Genomic DNA, 21494 nt, shown 5'->3' with positions numbered 1-21494 from the left:
CACCGCGGCTGGTTAGTTCTTTTCCAGGTAGCTTAGTTTCTCCGCGTTCATCTCCTGCGTCAGCTCCAGCGCCAGATCCGGGTTGCGCTCGACCAAGGCGAAGGCGTCGGCGTGGCTGCGCTCGATGATGTCGCGGTCGCGCAGAAGGTTGAGCAGCTTGAGGCTGCGCCGGGTGCCGGATTGCTCGGTGCCCAGCACGTCGCCTTCCTGGCGCTGAGCCAGGTCCAGTTCGGCCAGCTCGAAGCCGGAATTCGTGGCCGCGACCGCCTGGACGCGGTTAAAGGCCGGGGTATGCTCCTCGGCGAGCGTGTGCAGCAGGCAGACCGAGGCGTTGCCGCCGCGGCCGACGCGCCCGCGCAGCTGGTGCAGCTGCGAGACGCCGAAGTTCTCCGCGTTGCGGATAAGCATGACGGTGGCGTTCGGCACGTCGACGCCGACCTCCACCACGGTGGTTGCCACGAGCACGTCGATTTCGCCGCGGGCGAAGGCGGCCATCCGCTCGTCCTTGTCCGGCATGCGGCCATGCAGCAGACCGACGCGCAAATCCTTCAGCGGCCCGTGGGCCAGCTGCGCGGCCACGGCTTCGACGCCGCCGTCTCCCTCGATCTGCGGGCAGACGATATAGGCCTGGTGGCCGGCCGCGACCTCCTCGCGGATGCGCTCAAGCGCCCGCGAAACCCAGGACGGCATCCACTCCGGCACCACCGAAGTCTGGATCGGCTTACGCCCGCCCGGCAGCTCGGTCAGCGTCGACACAGCCAGATCGGCGAAGACGGTCATCGCCACCGTGCGCGGGATAGGCGTCGCCGTCATCACCAGCAGGTGCGGGCTAAAGCCCGGGTGCGACTTGGTACGCAGGGCCTCGCGCTGCTCGACGCCGAAGCGGTGCTGCTCGTCGACGACGACCAGCCCCAGGTCGAAGAACTCCACCTTGTCCTGGATGATCGCGTGCGTGCCGATGACGATGTCCGCGTCCCCGGAGACGATATCCAGCAGCGCCTGGCGCTTCTCGGCGGCCTTCATCGAGCCCGTCAAGCAGACTACCTTGACATCCGCGGGGACGGTGGCGGTCACGGACTCGAAGTGCTGTGCGGCCAGCACCTCCGTGGGGGCGAGCAGGGCGGCCTGGAAGCCGGCATCGGCGGCCTGCAGCATTGCCAGCACGGAGACCATGGTCTTGCCGGAGCCGACCTCGCCCTGCAGGAGCCGGGCCATCGGCGCGTCCTGGGTCATGTCGTGGGAGATGTCCGCGGTCACGCGCTTTTGCCCGTTGGTCAGCTCGAAGGGCAGGTTATCTAAAAGCTCGGCGCGGAAGCCGTCGTCGAGCGGCGGCAGAGGCTTGGCCCGGTGCGTTTGCGCGTCGCGGTGGCGCAGCGCCATCACCAGCCCGATGCCCAGCGCCTCGTTGTACTTAAGCCGCTGGATGGCGCGCTGCGGGCCGGCCGGGCCCGGCTGGTGGACCTGGCGCAGCGCGGTGTCGAAGCTGACCATCTGCCGCTGATCCAGCGGCTCGGGCACGGGAGGCAGCGTGTCAAGGACGCGCTTGACCGCCATCATGATGAGCCAGGAAGGCGCCTTCTCCGAAGCCGGGTAGACCGGGATCCACTCCCACTGGCTCAGAACCTCCTCGAGCTCGCCGGCGCTGGCCAGCCCCCGCAGGGCGCCGGAGCCGGCCACCGTGCCGTCGTGGCTATCGAGCATCACGAAGTCCGGGTGCTGCAGCTGCGGAGTCCCGCGGAAAAACTGCAGCTTACCGGAAAACATCGCCCGGCGCCCGCGCTGCAGAAACTTGCGCTGGAACGTCGGGTTGAAAAAGCTCACGACCAGGCCATTGTCCAGGAAGACGCGCAGCACCCCGCGGCGGCTGGTGGGCCGGAAATCGGTGCGGGTGATAACGCCCGAGAGGGTGACGTGGTCGCCCTCGTCGGCATCGGCGATGCCCACGTCGTAGCCGTGGCGCATATAGTCGCGCGGGTAGTGCTCCAGCAGCTGCCCGCAGGTGGTGTACCCGAAGGCCGCCTCCAACCGGCGCGCCTGCTTCGGGTCTAGAACCTCCGAGAGCTTTCGTTCATCGCGCCACCCCAGCATGCCCGCTACTCTACCCCAACTTCGGTGGCGATCCCGGGGACCTGGAGGGCCGCGACCTCCGCGCCGAGCCTTGCCCCCAGCTCCGCCGAGTCAATCGGCTGGGCAGACAGGACGGTGACCTGTTCCCCGCCCGCGGCCAACAGCCGGCGGCACGCCGCCTCGACGGCTTCCGGGCTCTCCTCATCTAGGATCTCCACGCGCATGGAGTCGGCGACTTCCTGCATGGCCTGCACCATCGCCGCGGTGTCCGGGTTGCCGGGTTCGTAGACGCTCAGCGCGGCCAGCCCGGCGACGAAGGATCCCGTCGGCACCACCTGGCAGCGGCCGGTCTCGGACTCAGTGCCGTTGGTGAGGAAGATATCGTTGTCCTGCGTCTCGCCCGCGCCCTGACCAGGCGCGACGACATCCACGCCGGCGGCGGCAAAAAGCTGGGCGACCGCGCCGTCGGGGGCGGCCGCGATGACCCGGCGCACCTGCCCGCGCTCCGGCGCGGGCTCGGCGGGGCTCGGCAGGACCTCCAGGCGCAGGTCGCTGACAGCGCCGGCGGCGAAGGCCTCCTCGATGACCGGGCCGGCAACGGTGGTGTGCAGGTGGACGGTGGCGGCATCGTCGGCCGCCGGGGCGACGACCAGGCAGTTGCCCATCGCGTCGAGGCGGGCCTGCAGGGCGTCGAGATCGCCGCGGAAGAAGAACATGACCTCGAGCCAGTCGGCATCCGGGGCCGCCGCGGCCACCGGCGCGGGTTGGGTGTCGGTGGACAGCAGGGACTCGAGCAGGACGACTAGGCCGGCCCCACCCGCGTCGACGACGCCAGCCGCGGCCAGCTCCGGCAGCAGCGAGGGCGTGTTTTGCAAAGCGATGCGCGCGGCTTCCACCGCCGCCTGCGCCACCGGCTGCAGGCGCGGGTCGTCTTCGGCCGCGTCCTCGGCGGCCTCCGCGGCCGCCCGCAGGACCGTGACCACGGTGCCCTCCACCGGCTGCGCGATGGCCCGGCTGACGAGCCGGACCGCGAGCGTCAGGGCATCGGCGAGCACTTGCCCGTCCAGGGGGCCGTCGTGGACGGTCTCCGCCACCCCGCGCAGGACCTGGGAGAGCACGAGCCCGGAGTTACCGCGGGCCCCGCGCACTGATCCGACGGCGAGCGCTTGGGCCACCCCGGCCAGGTCCGCCTCCGGGTGCTGGTCGGCCTCTCGCAGCGCGGCCTCCATGGTGTAGGCCATGTTGGAGCCGGTGTCAGAGTCCGGCACCGGGAAGACGTTCAGGGCGTTGATCTCCGCGCGCCGGCGCGACAGTTCGCCGGTGGCCCGGCCGGCCCACCCGCGCAGACCGGCCGCATCTAAGGACCCTAGAAATGACATGGCCGTTATCTTACAAGCGCCAGTCCACTTCGCGCGCGCCAGCCGCCCGAAGGTACTCGTTCGCCCGAGAAAACGGTCGCGACCCGAAGAAACCGCGGTGCGCCGACAGCGGCGACGGGTGCGGGGCGGCCAGCTTGTGGGCGCGCGGGAGGAACGTCGCGCACTTCTGCGCGTCCCGGCCCCACAGGATGGCCACCAGCTGCTCGCTATCCAGGCTGCGGATGGCGGCCTCCGTGACCGCCTCCCAGCCGTGGCCGCGGTGCGAACCCGCGTTGCCGGGCGCCACGCTCAGCACTCGGTTGAGCAGCATGACCCCCTGGTCGTTCCAGGCCGACAGGTCCCCGTCCGCGGGCGGGGCAATGCCTAAGTCGTCGTGGAGCTCTTTGTAGATATTGACCAGCGACTTCGGCGGCTTGACGCCCGGCTGGGTAGAAAATGCCAGGCCCATCGGATGGCCCGGGGTCGGGTACGGGTCCTGGCCCAGGATGAGGACGCGCACCTGGTCGCGCGGCTGCCAGAAGGCGCGGAAGAGGTTTTCGGCGGCGGGCAGAAACGGCCCGGCGTCCAGCAGGGACTGAATCTGCAGCCAGTGCTCATCGAGGGCCGGGCCCAAGACCTCCTCCCAGGACGGGTGGTAGGTCGGCGTGCACGTGGGGATATCGCTCATGGGTTTAGAAGGCCTCCCAGCCGGCATCGTAGGCGGATTCTTTCCCATCCACCGTAGCCGCCGCGCCCTTGTTAACGCTGCCGATGACCCGGAACCCCGACGGTGCCTCCTTCGCCGTGGTGCCCACCAGGGTGTGGTCCTCGCCGCCGGTAAGCACCCAACGCCACGGATCGACGCCCAGGGCGTTGCCGGCCTCGACCAGCAGCTCGTGCGGGGCGATGGCCGCCGAATCCAAGTCGATGTTGACTCCGGAGCGCGCCGCGATGGTGCCGACGTCGCGGATGAGCGAGTCGGAGATATCCGTCATGGCGGTCGCGCCCGCCGCCCGCGCGATCATGCCCCGGCTGGGCTCTAGCCAGGGGCAGCAATGGGCATCGATAAGCGGGTTGAGGTGGGCCAGCTCGGCGGGCAGATCGCGGCCAAAGCGCTCGAGCAGGGCCAGACCGGCGGCCGACCAGCCGATCTTGCCGTGCGCGACCAGCTGTTGGCCAGGCCGGGCGCGGTCCAGGGTCATCGCGGGCCGGTCCCCGCCCAGGTGCCCAATCGCGGTGACTGTGACAGTGACCTGGGCGCCCTGGGTGAGATCGCCGCCCACCAGCTCGGCGTTGTAGGGCTCGCAGCGCTGGGCGATGCCCTCCGCAATCCCCCGCACGAACGCCACCGGGGTGTCGGCCGGGGCGCTAATAGCCAGCAGCGCGGCAATCGGCCGCGCGCCCATGGACTCGACGTCGGCGAAGTTTTCCAGGATGGCCTTCTGCCCTATCTCGTTAGGCGTCGACCAATCGCGTCGGAAGTGGCGGCCTTCGACCATCATGTCCGTGGCCGCGACCGTGCGAGTGTTGGGGGCGGCCGGAAACATCACCGCCGCGTCGTCGCCGTTCAGCGCGCTGGGCGCGGCCGCGATGATCTCGCCGATGACCTCGTGTTCGCCCACATCGGTCAGAGTCGGGGTTAAGTTCACCGAATACCTTTCGATAAGATTGCAGTTTATGGACTCTCAGGGTAACCAATTTAACCGCACCGCAGTCTACGCGCTGCTGGCTATCTCCTTAATTCTTATCGTGGTGGTCCTGTTCGGGGCCAAGTACTACTTTTCCACGGTGGCGCGGGAGCCGGTGGCGATGTCGCCGGTGCCGTCGCAGGAGGCATCGTCGGCCGAGTGCGCGGCGGTGGTGGACAACCTGCCGGGCAAGTTCTACGGGCACGAGCGCTCCGAGATCGTCGAGCCCGTGCCGGACGGGGTGGCCGCCTGGGCGACCATTTCTTCCGAGGCGACCACGCTGCGCTGTGGCGTCGACTTGCCGCTGCAGTACACGCCTTATTCCGAGACCACCGAGGCCAGCGGCGCTCAGTGGCTGCAGGTCCGCGACATGACGCCGGGGTCGACCCTGACCACGTGGTACACCGTTGACCGCGCCCCGGTCGTGGCGGTGACCACCCACGACGACGGCGAGCCCGAAGGCCTGGAGGAGGCCCTGGGCCAGCTCGAGCACAAGGACCAGAAACCGCACGCGGCTCCCCTGTCCCAGCTCCAGGCCGCAGACGGTGAGACCCGCACCCCCTGCCGCGCCCTCGATGCCGCCCTGCCGGACACGCTGGCCGAGGACTACCGGCGCCTGCGCGAGCTGCCGGAGGGCACCGCTGCAGGCACGGCCGTGTGGACCGCGCCCGGCCGCGAGGCCGTCGTCCTGCGCTGCGGGGTGGAGCCGGCGCCGGGCTATGCGGCCGGCGAGCAGGTCCAACAGGTCAACGACGTGCCCTGGTTCGAGGACACGACCCTGGCGCCGGGTACTACGGCCAGCACCTGGTTCGCGCTGGGCCAGGACACCGACATCGCCGCGCACCTGCCCCAGGACGTCGCCGACAGCGTGCTGGTAGAGCTCGGCGATGCCCTCGCAGCCGCCGACTAGGGCTCCGGCGTCGAGGCGCCTGCCAGCGCGGTTTCGATGAGCGTGTCGAGCAGGGTCTCGTAGTCGACGCCGCTGGCGGCGAGCACCTGCGGGTACATCGAGATCGGGGTAAAGCCCGGCATGGTGTTGATCTCGTTGAGGACCGGGCCTTGGTCGGTGACGAAGAAGTCCACACGGGACAGGCCTTTGCAGTCCAGCGCCTGGAAGGTCTCCAGGGCCAGCTGTTTGAGCTCGTCGATGACTTCTGTCTCGAACGGGGCCGGGATGGTGGCGGAGACGACGTTGTCCAGGTACTTGGTCTCGAAGCCGTAGAAGCCTTCCTCCGAGTCGCCGGTGCCGTTGAGCAGCGCCGGCACCGAGGCCAGCAGCTTTCCGTCCGGGTACTGCAGGACGCCGACCTCGACCTCGGAGCCGACGATCTCCTTTTCCACGATGACCTTCTCGTCGGATTCGCGGGCCAGGCGGATGGCCTCGGGCAGCTGCTCCCAGTCGGTGACCTTGGAGATACCGATCGAGGAACCGCCGCGCGCCGGCTTCACGAAGACCGGCAGGCCCAGCACGGACTTTTCCTCTTCGGTGAGCTCGGAGCGGTCGCGGAGAATGACCTCCGGGGTGACCGGCAGGCCTTCGGCGACCATGAGCTTCTTGGTGAACTCCTTGTCCATGCCGGTGGCCGAGGACAGCACCCCGGTGCCCACGTACGGCACCGAGGACATCTCAAACAGGCCCTGAATGGTCCCGTCCTCGCCGAAAGGCCCGTGCAGGACGGGGAAGATGACGTCCACGTCGGCGTAGACCTCGCCGCGGGTGACGTTGACAAAGCGCCCGCGGGAGCTGGGGGTCAGCGACAGCGAAAGCTCGTCGCCGGCGGTGACCTCGGGCAGGACGCCATCGTTGAGCTGCAGGCCCTCGGTGGTTCCCGGGGTCCACAGGCCCTCGCGGGTAATACCGACGGGCACGACCTCGTATTTGTCGTGCGGGAGGTGGCTCATCACCGCCCCGGCGGAGATACAGGACACGGAGTGTTCAGTGCTGCGGCCACCGTAGACGACCGCCACGCGGATCTTTCGGGAACTCATAGGCAGCTAGCATACCGGTTGCCTACTCCGACTTCTTGGACCGACCCATCAATGCGACGATCATTTCCTCCACCGCGACCCCGCGGTGGCATACCCCGTAGACCGAATGGGTAATGGGCATGTCGATGTTGTGCTGCTGCGCTAGGCGGAAGACCGAGTCCGAGGAAATTACGCCCTCCGCGACCTGGCCGTTGGTAGCAGCCTTGGCTTCCTCCAGGGTCCCGCCCTGGCCCAGGCGGTAGCCGAAGGTGCGGTTACGCGACAGCTCGGAGCTGCAGGTCGCGACCAGGTCGCCCAGGCCGGCCAGCCCCGCGAAGGTCCGCGGATCGGCGCCCAATTCCACGCCCAGGCGGCTGATTTCGGCCAGGCCGCGGGTAATCAAGGAGGCCAGCGTGTTGTTGCCCAGCCCCTTGCCGGAGGCGATGCCGCAGGCCAGGGCGATGACGTTCTTACAGGCGCCGCCGATCTCGCAGCCGATGACGTCGGTGTTGGTGTACGGACGCAGGTAGTTAGTGGCCACGGCAGCCTGGACCAGCTGGCCGCGGGACTCGTCCTCGCAGGCGATGACGGTGGCCGCCGGCTGCTCCAGCGCGATCTCCTTGGCCAGATTGGGGCCCGAGAGCACCGCGATCCGCTCGGCGTCCACGCCGGAAGCCGCAATCACCTGGCTCATCCGCCGCAGCGAGGTCGACTCCACGCCCTTGGAGATGGAGACGACGGTGGCATCGTTAGGCAGGTGCTGCGACCAGGCATCCAGGTTTTCGCCCAACGTCTGGGAGGGCACGGCGAGGACGACGATGTCGGCATCGGCAAGCGCGTTTTCCGGCTCGGTCGTCGGGGCGATGGTGGCGGGCAGCTCGATATCCGGCAGGTAATCAGCGTTGCGGTGGGTCTCCCGGATGGTGGCGGACAGCTCCGGCCGGCGGACCCAGAGCCGGACGCTGTTGCCGGCATCGGCGAAGACCTTGGCCAGCGTGGTGCCCCACGAACCAGCCCCCATCACTGCAACTCGGACCATTAAGCGCTCCTCCTTAGACATCACGAACAATAGTAGTGTAGCCGGGCCCACCGCGGGACTATGATGGACGGCGAGAAATATCCGTTTGAGACCAGTTGCAAGGAGTAGGCGCGCGCCCATGCCCAAGCCCAAGAACATGCACGAAAACGACAAAGACAGCCAGTCCGAGGTCTTCATTTCTGGGCGTCACCAGGAAATTAGCCCCGATCCGGCCAAGGAATTTTCCCGGACCACCCTGGCGGCGGGCGCGGTGCTCTGGCGCGGCAACCCCCACGATCCGGAGGTGGCCGTCATCCACCGCCCGCATTACGACGACTGGTCGCTAGCCAAGGGCAAGGTCGACCCGGGCGAGTCCCTGCCGACTACCGCCGTGCGCGAAGTCGCCGAGGAAACCGGCTACCGCATCAAACTGGGCAAGCTCATCGGCAAGGTCACCTACCCGGTCCAGGGCCGGACCAAGGTGGTCTACTACTGGCTGGGCAAGGTCGAGGACGGCGAGTTCACGCCCAACGACGAGGTCGACCAGATCCACTGGATGACCGTGGACGCGGCCATCAACCTGCTGTCCTACCAGGTGGACGCCGACGTGCTCCGGAAGGCAAAAAAGCGCCTGCGGCTGGCCCCGACCACCCGCGTGCTCTATGTCCGCCACGCCCGCGCCCTACCGCGCAAGGGCTTTAGCGGCGACGACAACCTGCGCCCGCTGGACAAGAAGGGCCTGCGCCAGGCGGAGATGCTCGTGCCGATGCTCGCGCCCTACCAACCGACCGCCATCTATTCCGCGCTGCCGGACCGCTGCCAGCAGACCGCCGCTCCCCTGGCGGCCGAGCTCGGCTTCGACGTCACGGTAGACGAGCGCTTGGGCGACGACGGCTGGTTGCGCGACAAGGAGGCGGCGCGGGAGGCCTTCGATGGCATCGTTGAGCAGGGCGGCACGCCCGTCATCGTCAGCCAGGGCCTGGCCATCCCCGAGATGATCGCCAGCCTGGACCCGGTGTTTTTGAAGTACGACGTCGACGACCTGAAGGTCAAAAAGTCCTCAGTGTGGGTGCTGTCCTTTAACGGCGGCGAGCTGACCGGCGCGGATTACCTGGCCAGCCCGCTGCCCGTGCGCTAACGCCTACCAGCGCGCGGCCGGGCGCTGGGTCAGCGAGCGGTAGGTCAGGACCCAGGCGAAGAAGAGCACCGGCAGCACCACGAGGCTGCCGACAATCGGAATGAGGCTCGCGGCCATCTGCAGCAACACCAGCAGGACGACCAGCAGCAGCGTGGTGCCAATATTCTGGGTGGACAGGCGGTAGGACTCCCACATCGCCGCGCCGATGCCCTTGGACGGGTCCTCGGCCTTAATCACGGGGACCCAGCACAGCAGGAAAGCGATGAAAAGGCCCGGGATGATAAAGAAGAAGCAGCCCAGCCAGACCAGGATCCCGTAGACGGCGACCGTGACCATGGTGCCGACGCGGCCTCCGTCAAAGCGGAACAGCCCGCGGAAGCTCACGCGCTGCCCGTTAGCCTCCTCGACGGCCCCGTGGTAGAAGTTCACGTACATCCACAGGCCCACCAGAAAAACGCAGGCGCCCAGCAGCAGCAAAACGATAAAAGCCGCACCCATGGTGGCCGACCCTGTGCTCGCGGTGCCTTCGGTTTCGAGGATGCCGGTAAGCGCGACGACCAACGCAAACGGGATCATCGGGAGGAACTGCAGCACCAGGTAGACCACCGCCGCGCCGAACCAGGGGCCGAAGTTCTGGAAGTAGCCCTTGAAGCCCTGGCCGACGGCCCCGGGCGCGTCCGGCGGGGTGGGCGCGTAGACCGTGCCGGATTGAAAGCCAGCCTGCGGGCCGGCACCGGCGTAGCCCGGCTGGCCGTAGGGCGTGCCCTGGTTCGGGTTCTGGTTTTGGTAGCCGTAGCCTTGTCCGTAGTTGCGGGATTCGGAGTTGTTCCACTCAGGTGTTGTCATGACACCTGAGCTTATGCGAATTATTAGCGCACCGCTGGCTTAAACGACGGGCGGGTACCCTCGTACGCTGCGATGGCGTCCTCGTCGCGCAGCGTCAGCCCGATGTCATCGAGGCCCTCCATGAGGCGCCAGCGGGTGTAGTCGTCGACGTCAAAGCTGTAGACGTTGCTGCCGACGGTGACGGTGCGGGCCCCCAGGTCGACGCGGACGGCGGTCTCCCCACCCTCCAGCTGCTTCCAGATGAGCTCGATATCTTCTTGGGCCATGATTCCTGCCAGCAGGCCCGCCTTGCCCGCGTTGCCGCGGAAGATGTCGGCGAAGCGGGAGGAAAAGACGGCCTTGAAGCCGTAGTCGTTGAGCGCCCAGACGGCGTGCTCGCGCGACGAGCCGGTCCCGAAGTCGGCGCCGGCGAACAGGACGGAGCCGTCGCGGAAGGTCTCCTGGTTCAGGACGAAGGCGGGGTCTTTGCGCCAGTTGGCGAACAGGGCATCGGCAAAGCCGGTGCGCTTGACCGATTTCAGGTAGACGGCCGGGATGATCTGGTCCGTGTCCACGTTGGAATACGGCAGGGGCACCCCGGTGCCGGTGTGGGTGGTGAATTTCTCCATCGGAATCTTCTCCTTCTAGGGTTTTCGGCTCGGGCGCTATTCGGCGGACGGGGCGGCGGGCAGGTCGGCCGGGGAGGCCAGGTGGCCGGTCACGGCGGTGGCGGCGGCCACCAGCGGCGAAACGAGGTGGGTGCGCCCGCCGGGGCCCTGGCGGCCTTCGAAGTTGCGGTTGGAGGTGGACGCGGAGCGCTCGCCCGGCCGCAGCTGATCGGGGTTCATGCCCAGGCACATCGAGCAGCCCGCGGTGCGCCACTCCGCGCCGAAGTCGGCGAAGACGCGGTCGAGGCCCTCAGCCTCGGCCTGTTGCTTGACGACGGTCGAGGACGGCACGACCAGCATGCGGGTTCCGTCCGCAATGCGGCGGCCGCGCACGACGTCGGCGGCGGCGCGCAGGTCCTCGATGCGCGCGTTGGTGCACGAGCCCAGGAAGACGGTATCGATGGCGAGTTCGCGCAGCGGGGTGCCCGGTGTAAGGTCCATGTAGTCCAGGGCCTTCTCGGCGGCGGCGCGGGAGTTGTCGTCGCCGAAGTCCTCCGGGCTCGGCACATTTGCCCCCAGCGGCAGGCCCTGGCCCGGGTTGGTCCCCCAGGTCACGAACGGGGTCAGTTCAGAGGCGTCGATTTCGACGACGGTGTCGAACTCGGCGCCCTCGTCGGTCGGCAGGGTCTTCCAGTACTCGACGGCCGCGTCCCAGTCCGCGCCCTGCGGGGCAAACTCGCGCCCGCGGACGTACTCGAAGGTGGTCTCGTCGGGGGCGACCAGGCCCGCACGGGCGCCGGCCTCGATCGACATGTTGCAGATGGTCATGCGGGCTTCCATCGACATCGCGCGGATGGCCTCGCCGCGGTATTCGATGATGTGTCCCTGGCCGCCGCCGGTCCCGATCTTGGCGATGATCGCCAGGATGAGGTCCTTCGCGCTGACGCCTTCGGCCAGCTGGCCCTTGACCTCGATGGCCATGGTCTTGAACGGTTTCAGCGACAGCGTCTGGGTGGCCATGACGTGCTCGACCTCGGAAGTCCCGATGCCCATGGCAATGGAGCCGAAAGCGCCGTGGGTCGAGGTGTGCGAGTCGCCGCAGACGATGGTCATGCCCGGCTGGGTAATGCCCAGCTGCGGGCCGACCGTGTGGACGATGCCCTGTTGCTCGTCGCCCATCGAGTGCAGGCGGACGCCGAACTCCTCGCAGTTTTTCCGCAGAGTGGACACCTGGGTGCGCGAGGTCGTGTCGGCGATTTCGTTCAAGCCCCCGATCTTGATGCCCGTGGTGGGCACGTTGTGATCCTCGGTCGCCAGGTGCAGCTCTGGGTGGCGCAGGCTGCGGCCGTTGAGGCGCAGCCCCTCGAAGGCCTGCGGGCTGGTAACTTCGTGGAGGAGCTGGAAGTCAATGTAGATGAGGTCCGGTGCCCCATTCTCACCGCGGGTGACGACGTGGTCGCGCCAGATCTTTTCTGCCAAGGTCAGTTTTTGACTCATACTCTTCCTCCACACTTGAAATCTCAGAATTTGAGACGTAAATTTCAAAGTATGGGAGATTATAGCGCAGTTTCCGGGATCAAGGTACTGGACCGGGCCGTCGCCATCATGATGGCGGCCGCCAACCGGCCCTCGAGCCTCAACGACCTGTGCGAGACCACTGGTTTGCCGCGGGCTACGGCGCATCGTTTGGCAACGGCACTGGAAGCACACCGAATTTTAACCCGCACGGATGAGGGTAAATGGACGGCCGGCCCCGCCCTGCCGGGCAACCGCGACCGGCTACTCACCGCGGCCGGGCCGATCATGGATAAATTGCTCGAGCAAACCGGCGAATCGGTCCAGCTTTACGAGCTGACGGGAGCCACCCGCACCTGCATTGCCACCCGGGAGCCGGAGGCCGGCCTCCACAACGTCGTCCCGGTGGGACGCCAGCTGCCGCTTACCTCGGGGTCGGCGGCGCGCATCATCGCGGCGTTTACCCCCACCAGCGTTAGCGGCGCCTCCTTCAGCGAGGACGATATCGAGGCCGCCCGCCGCGACGGCATCTCCGAGTCCGTCGAGGAGCGCGAGGCCGGACTCTCGTCGGTTTCTGTGCCGGTCCTCGACCCGTCCGGCACGTTTATCGCCGCGCTGTCCGTCTCTGGATCGGCGCAGCGCTTCCGCCCGGACCCCACCGCTAAATTCGGCGAGCCCCTAAAAGACGCTGCCCGGAAGCTGGGCGCGCTGCTGTAGGCTACCGGGCGGGTTCGGCATCGTTAGCCGGGGCGTCCGGCTTGTGGCGCCAGCTGCGCGCGCCGGAGATGACCACCGGCAGGACCGAAACGCCCACGATGACCACGACGATGGCGTCGATGCGGTCAGCAATCCCCGGGATGCCGCCCAGGAGGACGCCCACCATGGTCATGGTGACGATCCAAGCGACCGCGCCGAGGACGTTCCAACCCACGAATTTCTTATACGGCATGGCGGCCGTGCCTGCCGAGACCGGCACGTAGGTGCGCACGATGGGCACGAAGCGACCCAGCACCAACGCCAACGGCCCGTGCTTGCGGAAGAAGGCCTCGGCGCGCTCGAGGTACTCCGTCTTCAGGATCTTCGCATCCGGCTTGAACAGCCGGCGGCCGAAGGTATGCCCCAGCCAGAAGCCCACCTGGTCGCCCAGGAAGGCCGCCACCGTACCGACGAGCAGGATGAGCGGGACGCTCAGGCCCAAATCGTCACGGAGGATGGCGGCGGTGACCAAGAGGGAATCGCCGGGCAGGAACGGGAAGAGAACGCCCGATTCGATGAAGATGACCAGGCCCAGGCCCGCGAGCGCCTAGCCCCCAAAGTTCTGGAGCAAAACGCCCGCGTCCATAAGATCGCTAAGATGCACGGCGCATCCCTTCTGTGGCAGGAATAGATAGAACGTTTTAGTTTTACTCCCCTGCACCCCGCTCGACCAAGGCAGAGACGCCGTTGCGGGCAAGTCCCCAGAACATTCACAGCCAGCTGGCGGCAAAAGAAAAAGCCCAACCCGGGCTGGGTTGGGCTTTTAGGTTGTACCCCGTACGGGATTTGAACCCGTGTTACCGCCGTGAGAGGGCGGCGTCCTAGGCCGCTAGACGAACGGGGCCTAGCTTGTCCACAGCAGCGCACGCTGTGCGTTGCGGACTTGAATTACTCTAAACTATGCGCGAAACATCAACAAATCCGCAGCTAAAGACATAAAAATCCCAGTGCGGTAGTGACAGTTCCTTCTGTCCGGCCGGATGCGAATCGAATCAGTGGTTATTTCGCTTGCAGTCTGTCTGACTGTCAGTGGCCCGAAGGATCCTCGGCTACGCTGCACTGGGATTTCGTTTCTGCGTCGAGATTCATCCTCGTTTAGCTCCTGTACTTCGTGCAATAGTCGCGGTGGGAAGTTATGAATTATGGCAATGCCGCATCTTCACGAGCTACAAATCTTCGTTGCGCTTAAGACGGAAAGAAGCTTTCATCCAATCTCCTTTTCTTTCGGTGAACGTCTTGAGGCCTAGTATACGACCAGCTCAGAGGGGATGGAAGCGACTGGAGGAAAGTCCCGAAAATGGCGGGTGGTCCTACCCCACCGGGCCCGGCAACTTGAGCTTTCCCGGCGGTGGTCTGGGGTAGGTTAATACCACCCTGGAAACGAAGAAAAGGCAGCCAGTAGAAACTGACTGCCTTCATGATTTGTACCCCGTACGGGATTTGAACCCGTGTTACCGCCGTGAGAGGGCGGCGTCCTAGGCCGCTAGACGAACGGGGCATAGAACTGTGACTCCGGATTTTTAACCCTTTATCACTGCTGGCCTACCAGGACTCGAACCTAGAACGACGGTACCAGAAACCGCTGTGTTGCCAATTACACCATAGGCCAATTGTTGCCGTGCTTTTCGACTGGAAGATTATTTAATCTCTCGCAACCGCTCGCTGCAACGGTTAATAACTATAACCACCCTGGCGGCACACTAGCAAATCGCCTGGGTAGAGGCGGTTTTTAGCGCTATTTTAAGTGTGCCTACCGCGGATGAATTACAGCGTGTGGATTTAGGCTTACGCGCTCTCCCACGGGGTCTTGGCAAGGGCGGCCCGCAGACGGTTCAGCGTGGACTCCTTGCCGAGCAGCTCCATGGACTCGAACAGCGGCGGGGACACAGCAGCGCCGGAGACGGCCACGCGGAGAGCGCCGTAGGCCTTGCGCGGCTTGAGCCCCAGATCGTCGATGAGGGCCTTCGACAGGGCCGCCTCGATGGGCTCGGTGGTCCAGTCCTCGATGGGCTCCAGCGTCGCGATGGCGACCTCGAGCGGCTGGACGGCCTCCTCCTTGAGGTTCTTGCGGGCGGACTTCTCGTCGAGCTCTAGGTCCTCGTCGGCGGTGACGAGGAACTTGAGCAGGCCGTAGGCATCGGACAGCGTCTTGATGCGGGTCTGGACGAGGTCGGCAGCGAAGGCGAACTTCTCCGGGTCGTAGTCGGCCGGGAAGTCGGTGTACTCCGTCAGGTAGTTGCGCAGGCGGAAGGCGAATTCCTCCGGCTCCAGCAGGCGGATGTGGTCGGCGTTGATGGCCTCGAGCTTCTTCTGGTCAAAACGGGCTGGATTACCCAGCACGTCGGTCACGTCGAAGTTTTTGACCAGCTCGTACATGCCGAAGATGTCCTGGTCGGCGGACAGGGACCAGCCCAGCAAGGACAGGTAGTTGAGCATGCCCTCCGGGATGATGCCATTGTCGCGGTGGTTGAACAGGTTGGACTGCGGGTCGCGCTTGGACAGCTTCTTGTTGCCCTCCCCCATGACGAACGGCAGGTGGCCGAACTGCGGGGTGAACTCGGCAATGCCGATCTGCTTCAGGGCCTCGTAAAGGGCCAGCTGGCGCGGGGTCGAGGACAGAAGATCCTCGCCGCGAAGGACGTGGGTGATGCCCATCAGGGCATCGTCGACCGGGTTAACCAGCGTGTAGAGCGGCTCACCGTTGGAGCGGGCCACCACGTAGTCCGGCTGGGTCTCGGCCTTAAAGGTCATCTCGCCGCGGACCAGGTCGGTCCAGGACCAGTCCTGCTCCGGCATGCGCAGGCGCCAGACGGGCTTGCGGCCCTCGGCCTCGAAGGCATCGATCTGCTCCTGGGGGAGCTCGCGGTCGTAGTTGTCGTAGCCGAGCTTCGGGTCGCGGCCGGCGGCCTTGTGGCGCTCCTCGACCTCCTCGGCGGTGGAATAGGCCGGGTAGACCAGGCCGGCGTCCTTGAGCTTCTGCAGAACGTCGGCGTAGATGTCCTTACGCTGGGACTGGCGGTACGGCTCGTGCGGGCCGCCCACGTCGATGCCTTCGTCCCAGCCGAGCCCCAGCCAGGTCAGGGAGTCAATAATCGCCTGGTAGGACTCTTCGGAGTCGCGGGAGGCGTCCGTATCCTCAATACGGAAAATCAGTTTGCCACCGGTGTGGCGCGCATAGGCCCAGTTAAACAGGGCCGTGCGCACCATCCCCACGTGTGGGGTGCCGGTCGGCGACGGGCAGAATCGTACACGTACATCACTCATGCCCACCATCGTAGACGAGGCGCCGCCCGCCTTTTCGCTAAGCCTGCACGCCGAATCCGCTCACGTCCTATTCGCTTACCGGCGCGGGACCGATGAGCTGATTCCGCGGTCGCGCAGCCGGATGACTAAAATATTTTTTCATGCATGAAAACCGGCCATCGACCGCGCCCGACTTCCTCCTCTCGCGCGCCACGGGGTCCGTGCGCACCCAGGGCTGCGCGCAGTCCTACACGGACCCGTGGGAGGCGGCGCAGGCTCTGCGCGAGTCCCGCCACGAGATGGTGGTCGGGGCTATCCCCTTCAACGCGGATGAACCCGCCGCTCTGACGGTGCCGCGGTCCATCATCCGCGAGGACGGGCCCCTCGAGCCGCACGCCTACTACCGGCGCGGCCACCTCAACGCGGAGATCTCCGGGGTGGACCCGGAGCCGCAGGAGCACCTGCGCCGGGTCGAGGCCGCCGTATCCACCATCCAGAACTCCCGCCTGGAGAAGGTCGTTTTGGCCCGCGCCGTCGATATCGCGTTCGCGGAACCGGTCGACCCGCGGCTGGTCGCCGCGCGGCTTATCGATAATTCTTCCCACCGCGACGGCTTCATCGCGGATCTGACCCCGGCGGGCCGCACCGGCGCCATGCTGGTCGGTTCTTCCCCGGAGGTCCTCATCAAGAAGCAGGGCTCGACGGTTTCCGCCTTCCCCCTGGCCGGCTCCGCGGCCCGGCACGCCGATGCCGCCGCCGATGCCCGCGCCGCCGAGACCCTGCGCGGTTCTGCCAAGGACCAGGCCGAGCACGCCTTCGTGGTCGACCACCTGCGGCGCATCCTGGAGCCGCTGTGCTCGCACCTGGATTGCCCGGAGACCCCGCAGCTGCTGAGCACGACCGAGATGTGGCACCTGGGCACCCCGATTACCGGCACGCTGGCGGATTCTTCCACCAACGCGCTGGAACTGGCCCTGCGGGTGCACCCCACCCCGGCCATCTGCGGGACCCCGACGGCCGCGGCCGAAGCCCTCATCCACACCGCGGAGACTGACCGCGGCTTCTACGCCGGTGCGGTCGGCTGGTGCGACTCGTCCGGCGACGGCGAATACATGGTGGCTATTCGCTGCGCCGAGGTCGCCGGCGACGGCTTGAGCGCGCGGGCCTGGGCCGGCGGGGGCATCGTCGCGGACTCGGACCCCGAGACAGAGCTGGAAGAAACCACGGCTAAGCTGCGCACCATCCTGGCCACGCTGGGCCTCTAGAAGGACTCCTCCGCGGGCCGCTGGGCGATGAGCACCACGTCCTCGTGGTGGTGCGCGCCCGCGCCGTGGCTGACGTTGCGCGGGCGGGACTCGAAGCTTAAGACCTCGAGCGCGGACAGACGGTCACGGACCCACGCCGGCATGGCCACGCCTTCGCCCTCGGCATAGTGGTGGACAAAGAGCAGGTAGCCGCCCGGGGCGACCGCGTCTTCGAGCGCGTGGAGGGTCTCCGCTTCGGCGGGCAGGGTGCTGTAGTGGCAGCTGACCAAGTCGAAGGTCTCCCCGCGCGCGGAAAAATCGCGGAAATCGATGGCCTCTAGCTGGACGCGGGCGGCGACGTCGGGGACCTGTTCGGCTAGGAGTTGCTGGCTGCGTTCGATGGCCACGTCGACTAAGTCGATGCCCACCACGTGCCAGCCGCGGCTGGCCAGGTAGACGACGTCGGCGCCCTCCCCGCAGCCGATATCGAGGGCGGTGCCCGCCGGCGGCGCGGGGGCATCGCTAACAAAGCTCACCAACGCCGCATTCGGGTTACCCGACCAGACCCGATCGGATTCCTGGTAGACCGCGGCGAAATGCTCGCGGCTGTGCGGGCCATGGGGTCGGGCGGGGCTGTCGTCGTGCTGCATGCCCCCAGCCTACCGACGGCGGAACGACGCGGTTTTAAGCGCGCGCGATGGGGTTGGACAGCGAGCCGATGCCCGGGATCTCGATCTCGATGTGATCGCCCGGCGTCATCGGGGCGGTGCCGGCCGGCGAGCCGGTGGTGATGACGTCGCCCGGCAGCAGGGTCATCGAGGCGGAGATCTCTTCCAGGATGCCGCCCATCTTGACGATCATCTGGTTGGTGTTCGAGTCCTGCTTCTGCTCCCGCTGGCCCTCGTGGGTCAGGTAGGCGTTGATCTTGGTGTTGTCCAGATCCAGCGTGTCCAGGTCGGTCTCGATCCACGGCCCCAGCGGGCAGAAGGTGTCAATACCCTTGGCGCGGGCCCACTGGCCGTCGGAGAACTGCAGGTCGCGGGAGGAGACGTCGTTGCAGATGGTGTAGCCCAGCACGTGGTCGCGCCAGTTCTCGGCCTTAATATTCTTCGACGGCTTGGAGATGACCACGGCCAGCTCGCCCTCGAATTCCACGCGGGTGGCGAAATCCGGGATCTTGATGGGGTTGTCCGGGCCGATGACGGCGGTCGACGGCTTAACGAAGATCGTCGGCGGCAGGTGCTCCGCGGACTCCTTGAAGACCTCGGCCACGTGGTCCGCGTAGTTGCGGCCCAAGGCGACCACCTTGGTCGGCAGCGTCGGGGCCAACAGGCGCACCTCGTCGAGCTTCCACTCCCGGCCGGTCGGCTTCGGGGTGGTAAACGGGGTGTCCGCGATTTCCTTCGCGACGAGTTCGTCCTCGCCCTCGATGATGGCGAAACAGATTCCTTCTGGGTGTGCAATTCGTCCTAAACGCATGACGCATAGTGTACTCATGGACGCCTTTGCAACTTTGTTAATCCCCCCTGTTAGGTTCCTTTGATCTGCACGCCGCGCTGGATCTCTTTGAGTGTGTCCGCCCGCATGCCGCTGACAATCGCCAGGTAGAGCTCGGCGCAGGCGAGGGCATCGCCCAGCGCGTTGTGGCTGCCGTAGGCCGGCAAACCGTAGCGCGCACGCACGTTTGCTAAGCGCAAGTCCTCCCCACGCGGGTAGGTGCCCATGCGCTCCATGTGGCGGCGCTCGAGCCCGAAGGTGTCTACTACCTCCAGGTGCGGCACGCGGCCGCGGTGACGCCGTGCCGCCGCGTTTAAGAAACCGACCTCGAGTCCGGCGAAGTGCGCGAGCATCGCCCGCCCTCGCAGGGCAGCAAAGAGGCTCTCCAGGACGTCGTCTTCGGCCTCGCCGGCGGCCAGGGCGTCGTCGGTAAGCAGGTGGATGGTGGCCGACTGCCCCACCGATGCCCCGCGCACGACGTGGTAGCCGGCGCCGGCCAAGTCGATGACCTGACCGCGCACCGGCACCCAGCCGACCGAGACGATCCGGTCGCGGCGCGGATCCAGCCCGGTGGTCTCCATGTCCACGGCCAGCAACTCCAGCTCATCCAGCGGCGTGGACCGGGCGGGCGCCTCCAAATCCAGGCGGGAACGGCGAAAGAGCGCCATGCTGGGATACCTCCTTGTCTTCTCGCGCGCGGGCTAGATATTGCGGACGGGATACTTGGTGGCCAGCGCGTTTTGCTGGCTCTTGATGATCTGGAAGGCATCGCGCAGGTGCTCGCGCTGGTTGCGGCTGAGCTCCTTCGGCGACAGGTAGTAGTCCGTGGCCTCCCCACGGGCGTGCTGGGCGGCCTGGTGCGCCAGGGTGATGCTGGTCAGGTAGTCGAAGGCGTCGCGCAGATCGGCCGCGCCCTGCTGGCTGACGCTCTGGCCGGCGGCATCGGCCAGCCGGCTGCGGGTATCCACGGCCCGGCTGCCGGAGACCAGCGCGTACAGCCGGGCCATCTGGACCACGGCGGCGAGCCCACCTTTCTTCACGTCGAGGGTGTGCGCGTAGTCGCCGGAGCGATCCACCACGAAGCCTTTGAAAAAGGTCAGCGGTGGCTCACGGCGGGCGGCCAGGCTGGCCAGGTGCGCGTGCGTGCGGCGGGAGGCCTGCCCGGCGGCCACGGCCCCGCGGTGCACCCCGGCGGCTAGCTCGGTACTGCCCGCCACCGCCCGCAGGTCGAAAAAGACCTGGGCGTGCAGGAGGGCCTCCGGCTGCGGGGCCTGGACCCAGCGGCGGAACGTCGCCTCCCAGGAGCTCACCGACATTCGCCACTCGGGATTGCTCGCCATCATGTCACCCGGGCACAGCAGCTGCCCGGCCGCGGCGAGACCCTGGCAGACGAGCTCGGAGAACTGCGCGAAGTACTGGCCGTGGCGGGACTCGTCGTAGTCGTCGGCCACAACCAGCGCGTTGTCCTGGTCGGAGGCGAAGCCGACCTCGCGGCGGCCCTGGGAGCCGACGGCGACGAACGCGTACTCCACCGGCGGGGCCCCGAGCTCGCGCTCGGCTAGGGTGCACAGGCGCCTAGCCAGCGCGTCCGCGCCCAGGGTCAGCACCCCGGCGGTCTCCTCCGGGGAGGCGTTGCGCCGCACGTAGCGGGCGGCTAGCTGGCGCGAGTGTGCGAAGGCGTCGGCCAGCTCTTCGCCCGTCTCGCAGCGGTGGAAATCCGCGGCGACGTAGAGCGGGTCCTCCTGCAGCGTGCGCGCGATATCCGCCTGCAGCAGGACCGCCACCACCTTCCGACCGTCGACCACGGGCACGTGGTGGATGGACTTTTCTGCCATGACCAGCAGGGCCTCCATGACGAGGCTGTCGGGGCGCACCGTGGCCACCGGCGCGGTCATCACCGCCGAAAGCGGCTGGGCCGGGTCCACGCCGGCCGCCACCACGCGGGCGCGCAGGTCGCGGTCGGTGACGATCCCGTGCGCGCTGCCGTCGGCGGGATCGGTGACCACCAGGCAGGAGACGTTGTGCTCGGTCATGCGGCGGGCGGCAGCGGCGATGCCCTCCTCGGCCGCGGCGGTCACCGGCTCCTGCAGCGGCAGGTCGGTCACGCGCTGGCGCAGGATCTCGGCGTGCTCGGTGTCGGTGAGCTTCTCGGCCTCCGCCCGGATGCGGCGCGACTGGGAGGAAAAATAGCGGTCCACGTCGGGGTGGCGCTGCGCCAGTTCGCTAAAGTCCGCGCGTGGCAGGGCCAGCACCAGGCTGTCTTCGACCGCCTCCATGCGGTAGCGCGGGGAGTTTTCTCCCACCAGCGTAGAATAGCCGAAGCACTGGCCGGCGTCGCGTCGGTCCAAAAGCACCCCGTCGGCGTCCATGATGTCGACGGCGCCGGAGCGGATGACGTAGAGAAAATCGTTGGGCCCGCCCGGCTCCACGAAGACCTCGCCGCGGCGGGCGTAGCGCATGGTCAGGCTGGTGGGCAGGGCGTCGAGCTCCCCGCCCGGCAGGCGGGCGAAGGGCTCGTGGGCGGCTAGGAAGGTGCGGACCTCAGTAATCTCCACGCTCATGTGAGCTA

The 21494-nt window shown here is 67.1% G+C and carries 19 protein-coding genes and 3 tRNA genes; 4 read left to right on the top strand and 18 right to left on the bottom strand.

Annotated features, from left to right (window positions below; all coding sequences use genetic code 11):
- Window positions 1-12: 12 nt before the first annotated feature.
- The 4 genes from VVS03_RS04625 to VVS03_RS04610 are packed head-to-tail and all read right to left on the bottom strand — an operon-like array spanning window position 13 to window position 5047.
- Entirely contained in the window at window positions 13-2088 is a 2076-nt protein-coding gene (locus VVS03_RS04625) for an ATP-dependent DNA helicase RecG (protein ID WP_368534078.1), read from the bottom strand.
- A 5-nt stretch (window positions 2089-2093) separates the two neighbouring features.
- Window positions 2094-3446 carry a DAK2 domain-containing protein gene (locus VVS03_RS04620; RefSeq protein ID WP_368519746.1) on the bottom strand — a complete coding sequence of 451 codons (1353 nt, stop codon included), beginning with the start codon at window positions 3444-3446 and terminating at the stop codon, window positions 2094-2096.
- 10 nt (window positions 3447-3456) lie between these two features.
- Window positions 3457-4113 (bottom strand): uracil-DNA glycosylase, encoded by a 657-nt coding sequence (locus tag VVS03_RS04615; protein WP_368519745.1) that lies wholly within the window; start codon window positions 4111-4113, stop codon window positions 3457-3459.
- A gap of 4 nt (window positions 4114-4117) precedes the next feature.
- Window positions 4118-5047 (bottom strand): thiamine-phosphate kinase, encoded by a 930-nt coding sequence (locus tag VVS03_RS04610; protein ID WP_409338172.1) that lies wholly within the window; start codon window positions 5045-5047, stop codon window positions 4118-4120.
- 55 nt (window positions 5048-5102) lie between these two features.
- On the opposite strand from VVS03_RS04610, the gene VVS03_RS04605 reads away from it, so the two are divergent.
- Complete coding sequence (locus tag VVS03_RS04605; RefSeq protein WP_368519743.1) at window positions 5103-6023, top strand: DUF3515 domain-containing protein; 921 nt, start codon at window positions 5103-5105, stop codon at window positions 6021-6023.
- Here the strand turns inward: VVS03_RS04605 and VVS03_RS04600 are convergent.
- Both VVS03_RS04600 and VVS03_RS04595 read right to left on the bottom strand, forming a co-directional pair.
- Window positions 6020-7102, bottom strand: a complete 1083-nt coding sequence (locus VVS03_RS04600) for a D-alanine--D-alanine ligase family protein (protein WP_368519742.1) — start codon at window positions 7100-7102, stop codon at window positions 6020-6022. The two genes, VVS03_RS04605 and VVS03_RS04600, sit on opposite strands and share 4 nt — an antisense overlap.
- 22 nt (window positions 7103-7124) lie before the next feature.
- Complete coding sequence (locus VVS03_RS04595; protein ID WP_368519741.1) at window positions 7125-8120, bottom strand: NAD(P)H-dependent glycerol-3-phosphate dehydrogenase; 996 nt, start codon at window positions 8118-8120, stop codon at window positions 7125-7127.
- Window positions 8121-8238: 118 nt separating this feature from the next.
- On the opposite strand from VVS03_RS04595, the gene VVS03_RS04590 reads away from it, so the two are divergent.
- Window positions 8239-9237 carry an NUDIX domain-containing protein gene (locus VVS03_RS04590; RefSeq protein ID WP_368519740.1) on the top strand — a complete coding sequence of 333 codons (999 nt, stop codon included), beginning with the start codon at window positions 8239-8241 and terminating at the stop codon, window positions 9235-9237.
- A gap of 3 nt (window positions 9238-9240) precedes the next feature.
- Here VVS03_RS04590 and VVS03_RS04585 read toward each other — a convergent pair whose 3' ends face one another.
- Genes VVS03_RS04585 through leuC form a run of 3 tightly spaced genes read right to left on the bottom strand, consistent with a single transcriptional unit; the run spans window position 9241 to window position 12167 of the window.
- Window positions 9241-10083, bottom strand: coding sequence for a hypothetical protein (locus VVS03_RS04585; protein WP_368519739.1), 843 nt, complete (start codon window positions 10081-10083; stop codon window positions 9241-9243).
- A 23-nt stretch (window positions 10084-10106) separates the two neighbouring features.
- Window positions 10107-10691 carry a 3-isopropylmalate dehydratase small subunit gene (gene leuD / locus VVS03_RS04580; protein WP_368519738.1) on the bottom strand — a complete coding sequence of 195 codons (585 nt, stop codon included), beginning with the start codon at window positions 10689-10691 and terminating at the stop codon, window positions 10107-10109.
- A 36-nt stretch (window positions 10692-10727) separates the two neighbouring features.
- Window positions 10728-12167, bottom strand: coding sequence for a 3-isopropylmalate dehydratase large subunit (gene leuC, locus VVS03_RS04575; protein ID WP_368519737.1), 1440 nt, complete (start codon window positions 12165-12167; stop codon window positions 10728-10730).
- 51 nt (window positions 12168-12218) lie between these two features.
- On the opposite strand from leuC, the gene VVS03_RS04570 reads away from it, so the two are divergent.
- Window positions 12219-12902, top strand: a complete 684-nt coding sequence (locus tag VVS03_RS04570) for an IclR family transcriptional regulator (protein ID WP_368519736.1) — start codon at window positions 12219-12221, stop codon at window positions 12900-12902.
- A 1-nt stretch (window position 12903) separates the two neighbouring features.
- Here VVS03_RS04570 and VVS03_RS04565 read toward each other — a convergent pair whose 3' ends face one another.
- The 5 genes from VVS03_RS04565 to gltX all read right to left on the bottom strand — a co-directional run bounded on the left by VVS03_RS04565 (window position 12904) and on the right by gltX (window position 16214).
- Entirely contained in the window at window positions 12904-13476 is a 573-nt protein-coding gene (locus VVS03_RS04565) for a DedA family protein (RefSeq protein ID WP_368534144.1), read from the bottom strand.
- A gap of 236 nt (window positions 13477-13712) precedes the next feature.
- Window positions 13713-13785 (bottom strand) — tRNA-Glu (locus VVS03_RS04560).
- A gap of 581 nt (window positions 13786-14366) precedes the next feature.
- Window positions 14367-14439: transfer RNA gene (locus tag VVS03_RS04555), tRNA-Glu, on the bottom strand.
- A 39-nt stretch (window positions 14440-14478) separates the two neighbouring features.
- A tRNA-Gln gene (locus VVS03_RS04550) sits at window positions 14479-14550 on the bottom strand.
- 176 nt (window positions 14551-14726) lie between these two features.
- Complete coding sequence (gene gltX, locus VVS03_RS04545) at window positions 14727-16214, bottom strand: glutamate--tRNA ligase (RefSeq protein ID WP_368519735.1); 1488 nt, start codon at window positions 16212-16214, stop codon at window positions 14727-14729.
- A gap of 131 nt (window positions 16215-16345) precedes the next feature.
- On the opposite strand from gltX, the gene VVS03_RS04540 reads away from it, so the two are divergent.
- Window positions 16346-17449, top strand: coding sequence for an isochorismate synthase MenF (locus VVS03_RS04540; protein ID WP_368519734.1), 1104 nt, complete (start codon window positions 16346-16348; stop codon window positions 17447-17449).
- Here the strand turns inward: VVS03_RS04540 and VVS03_RS04535 are convergent.
- From VVS03_RS04535 to VVS03_RS04520, 4 genes are read right to left on the bottom strand one after another with little or no spacing between them, the layout of a single operon-like run.
- On the bottom strand, window positions 17446-18078 hold the full coding sequence (locus VVS03_RS04535; RefSeq protein ID WP_368519733.1) for a class I SAM-dependent methyltransferase: 633 nt from the start codon (window positions 18076-18078) through the stop codon (window positions 17446-17448). The genes VVS03_RS04540 and VVS03_RS04535 overlap by 4 nt on opposite strands.
- A 34-nt stretch (window positions 18079-18112) precedes the next feature.
- Window positions 18113-18907: a fumarylacetoacetate hydrolase family protein gene (locus VVS03_RS04530; protein ID WP_368519732.1), complete on the bottom strand. Its 795-nt coding sequence runs from the start codon at window positions 18905-18907 to the stop codon at window positions 18113-18115.
- Between the two features lie 50 nt (window positions 18908-18957).
- Window positions 18958-19593, bottom strand: a complete 636-nt coding sequence (locus VVS03_RS04525) for an exonuclease domain-containing protein (RefSeq protein ID WP_368519731.1) — start codon at window positions 19591-19593, stop codon at window positions 18958-18960.
- A 33-nt stretch (window positions 19594-19626) separates the two neighbouring features.
- Window positions 19627-21486, bottom strand: a complete 1860-nt coding sequence (locus VVS03_RS04520) for a DUF294 nucleotidyltransferase-like domain-containing protein (protein WP_368519730.1) — start codon at window positions 21484-21486, stop codon at window positions 19627-19629.
- Window positions 21487-21494 lie beyond the last annotated feature (8 nt).

Origin of the sequence: Corynebacterium sp. LK2537 (genome assembly GCF_040946485.1) — a bacterium.
Classification (GTDB): Bacteria; Actinomycetota; Actinomycetes; order Mycobacteriales; family Mycobacteriaceae; genus Corynebacterium.
Note: the sequence above shows the minus strand (reverse complement) of the source record. Positions and strands in the feature narration are given on the sequence as shown.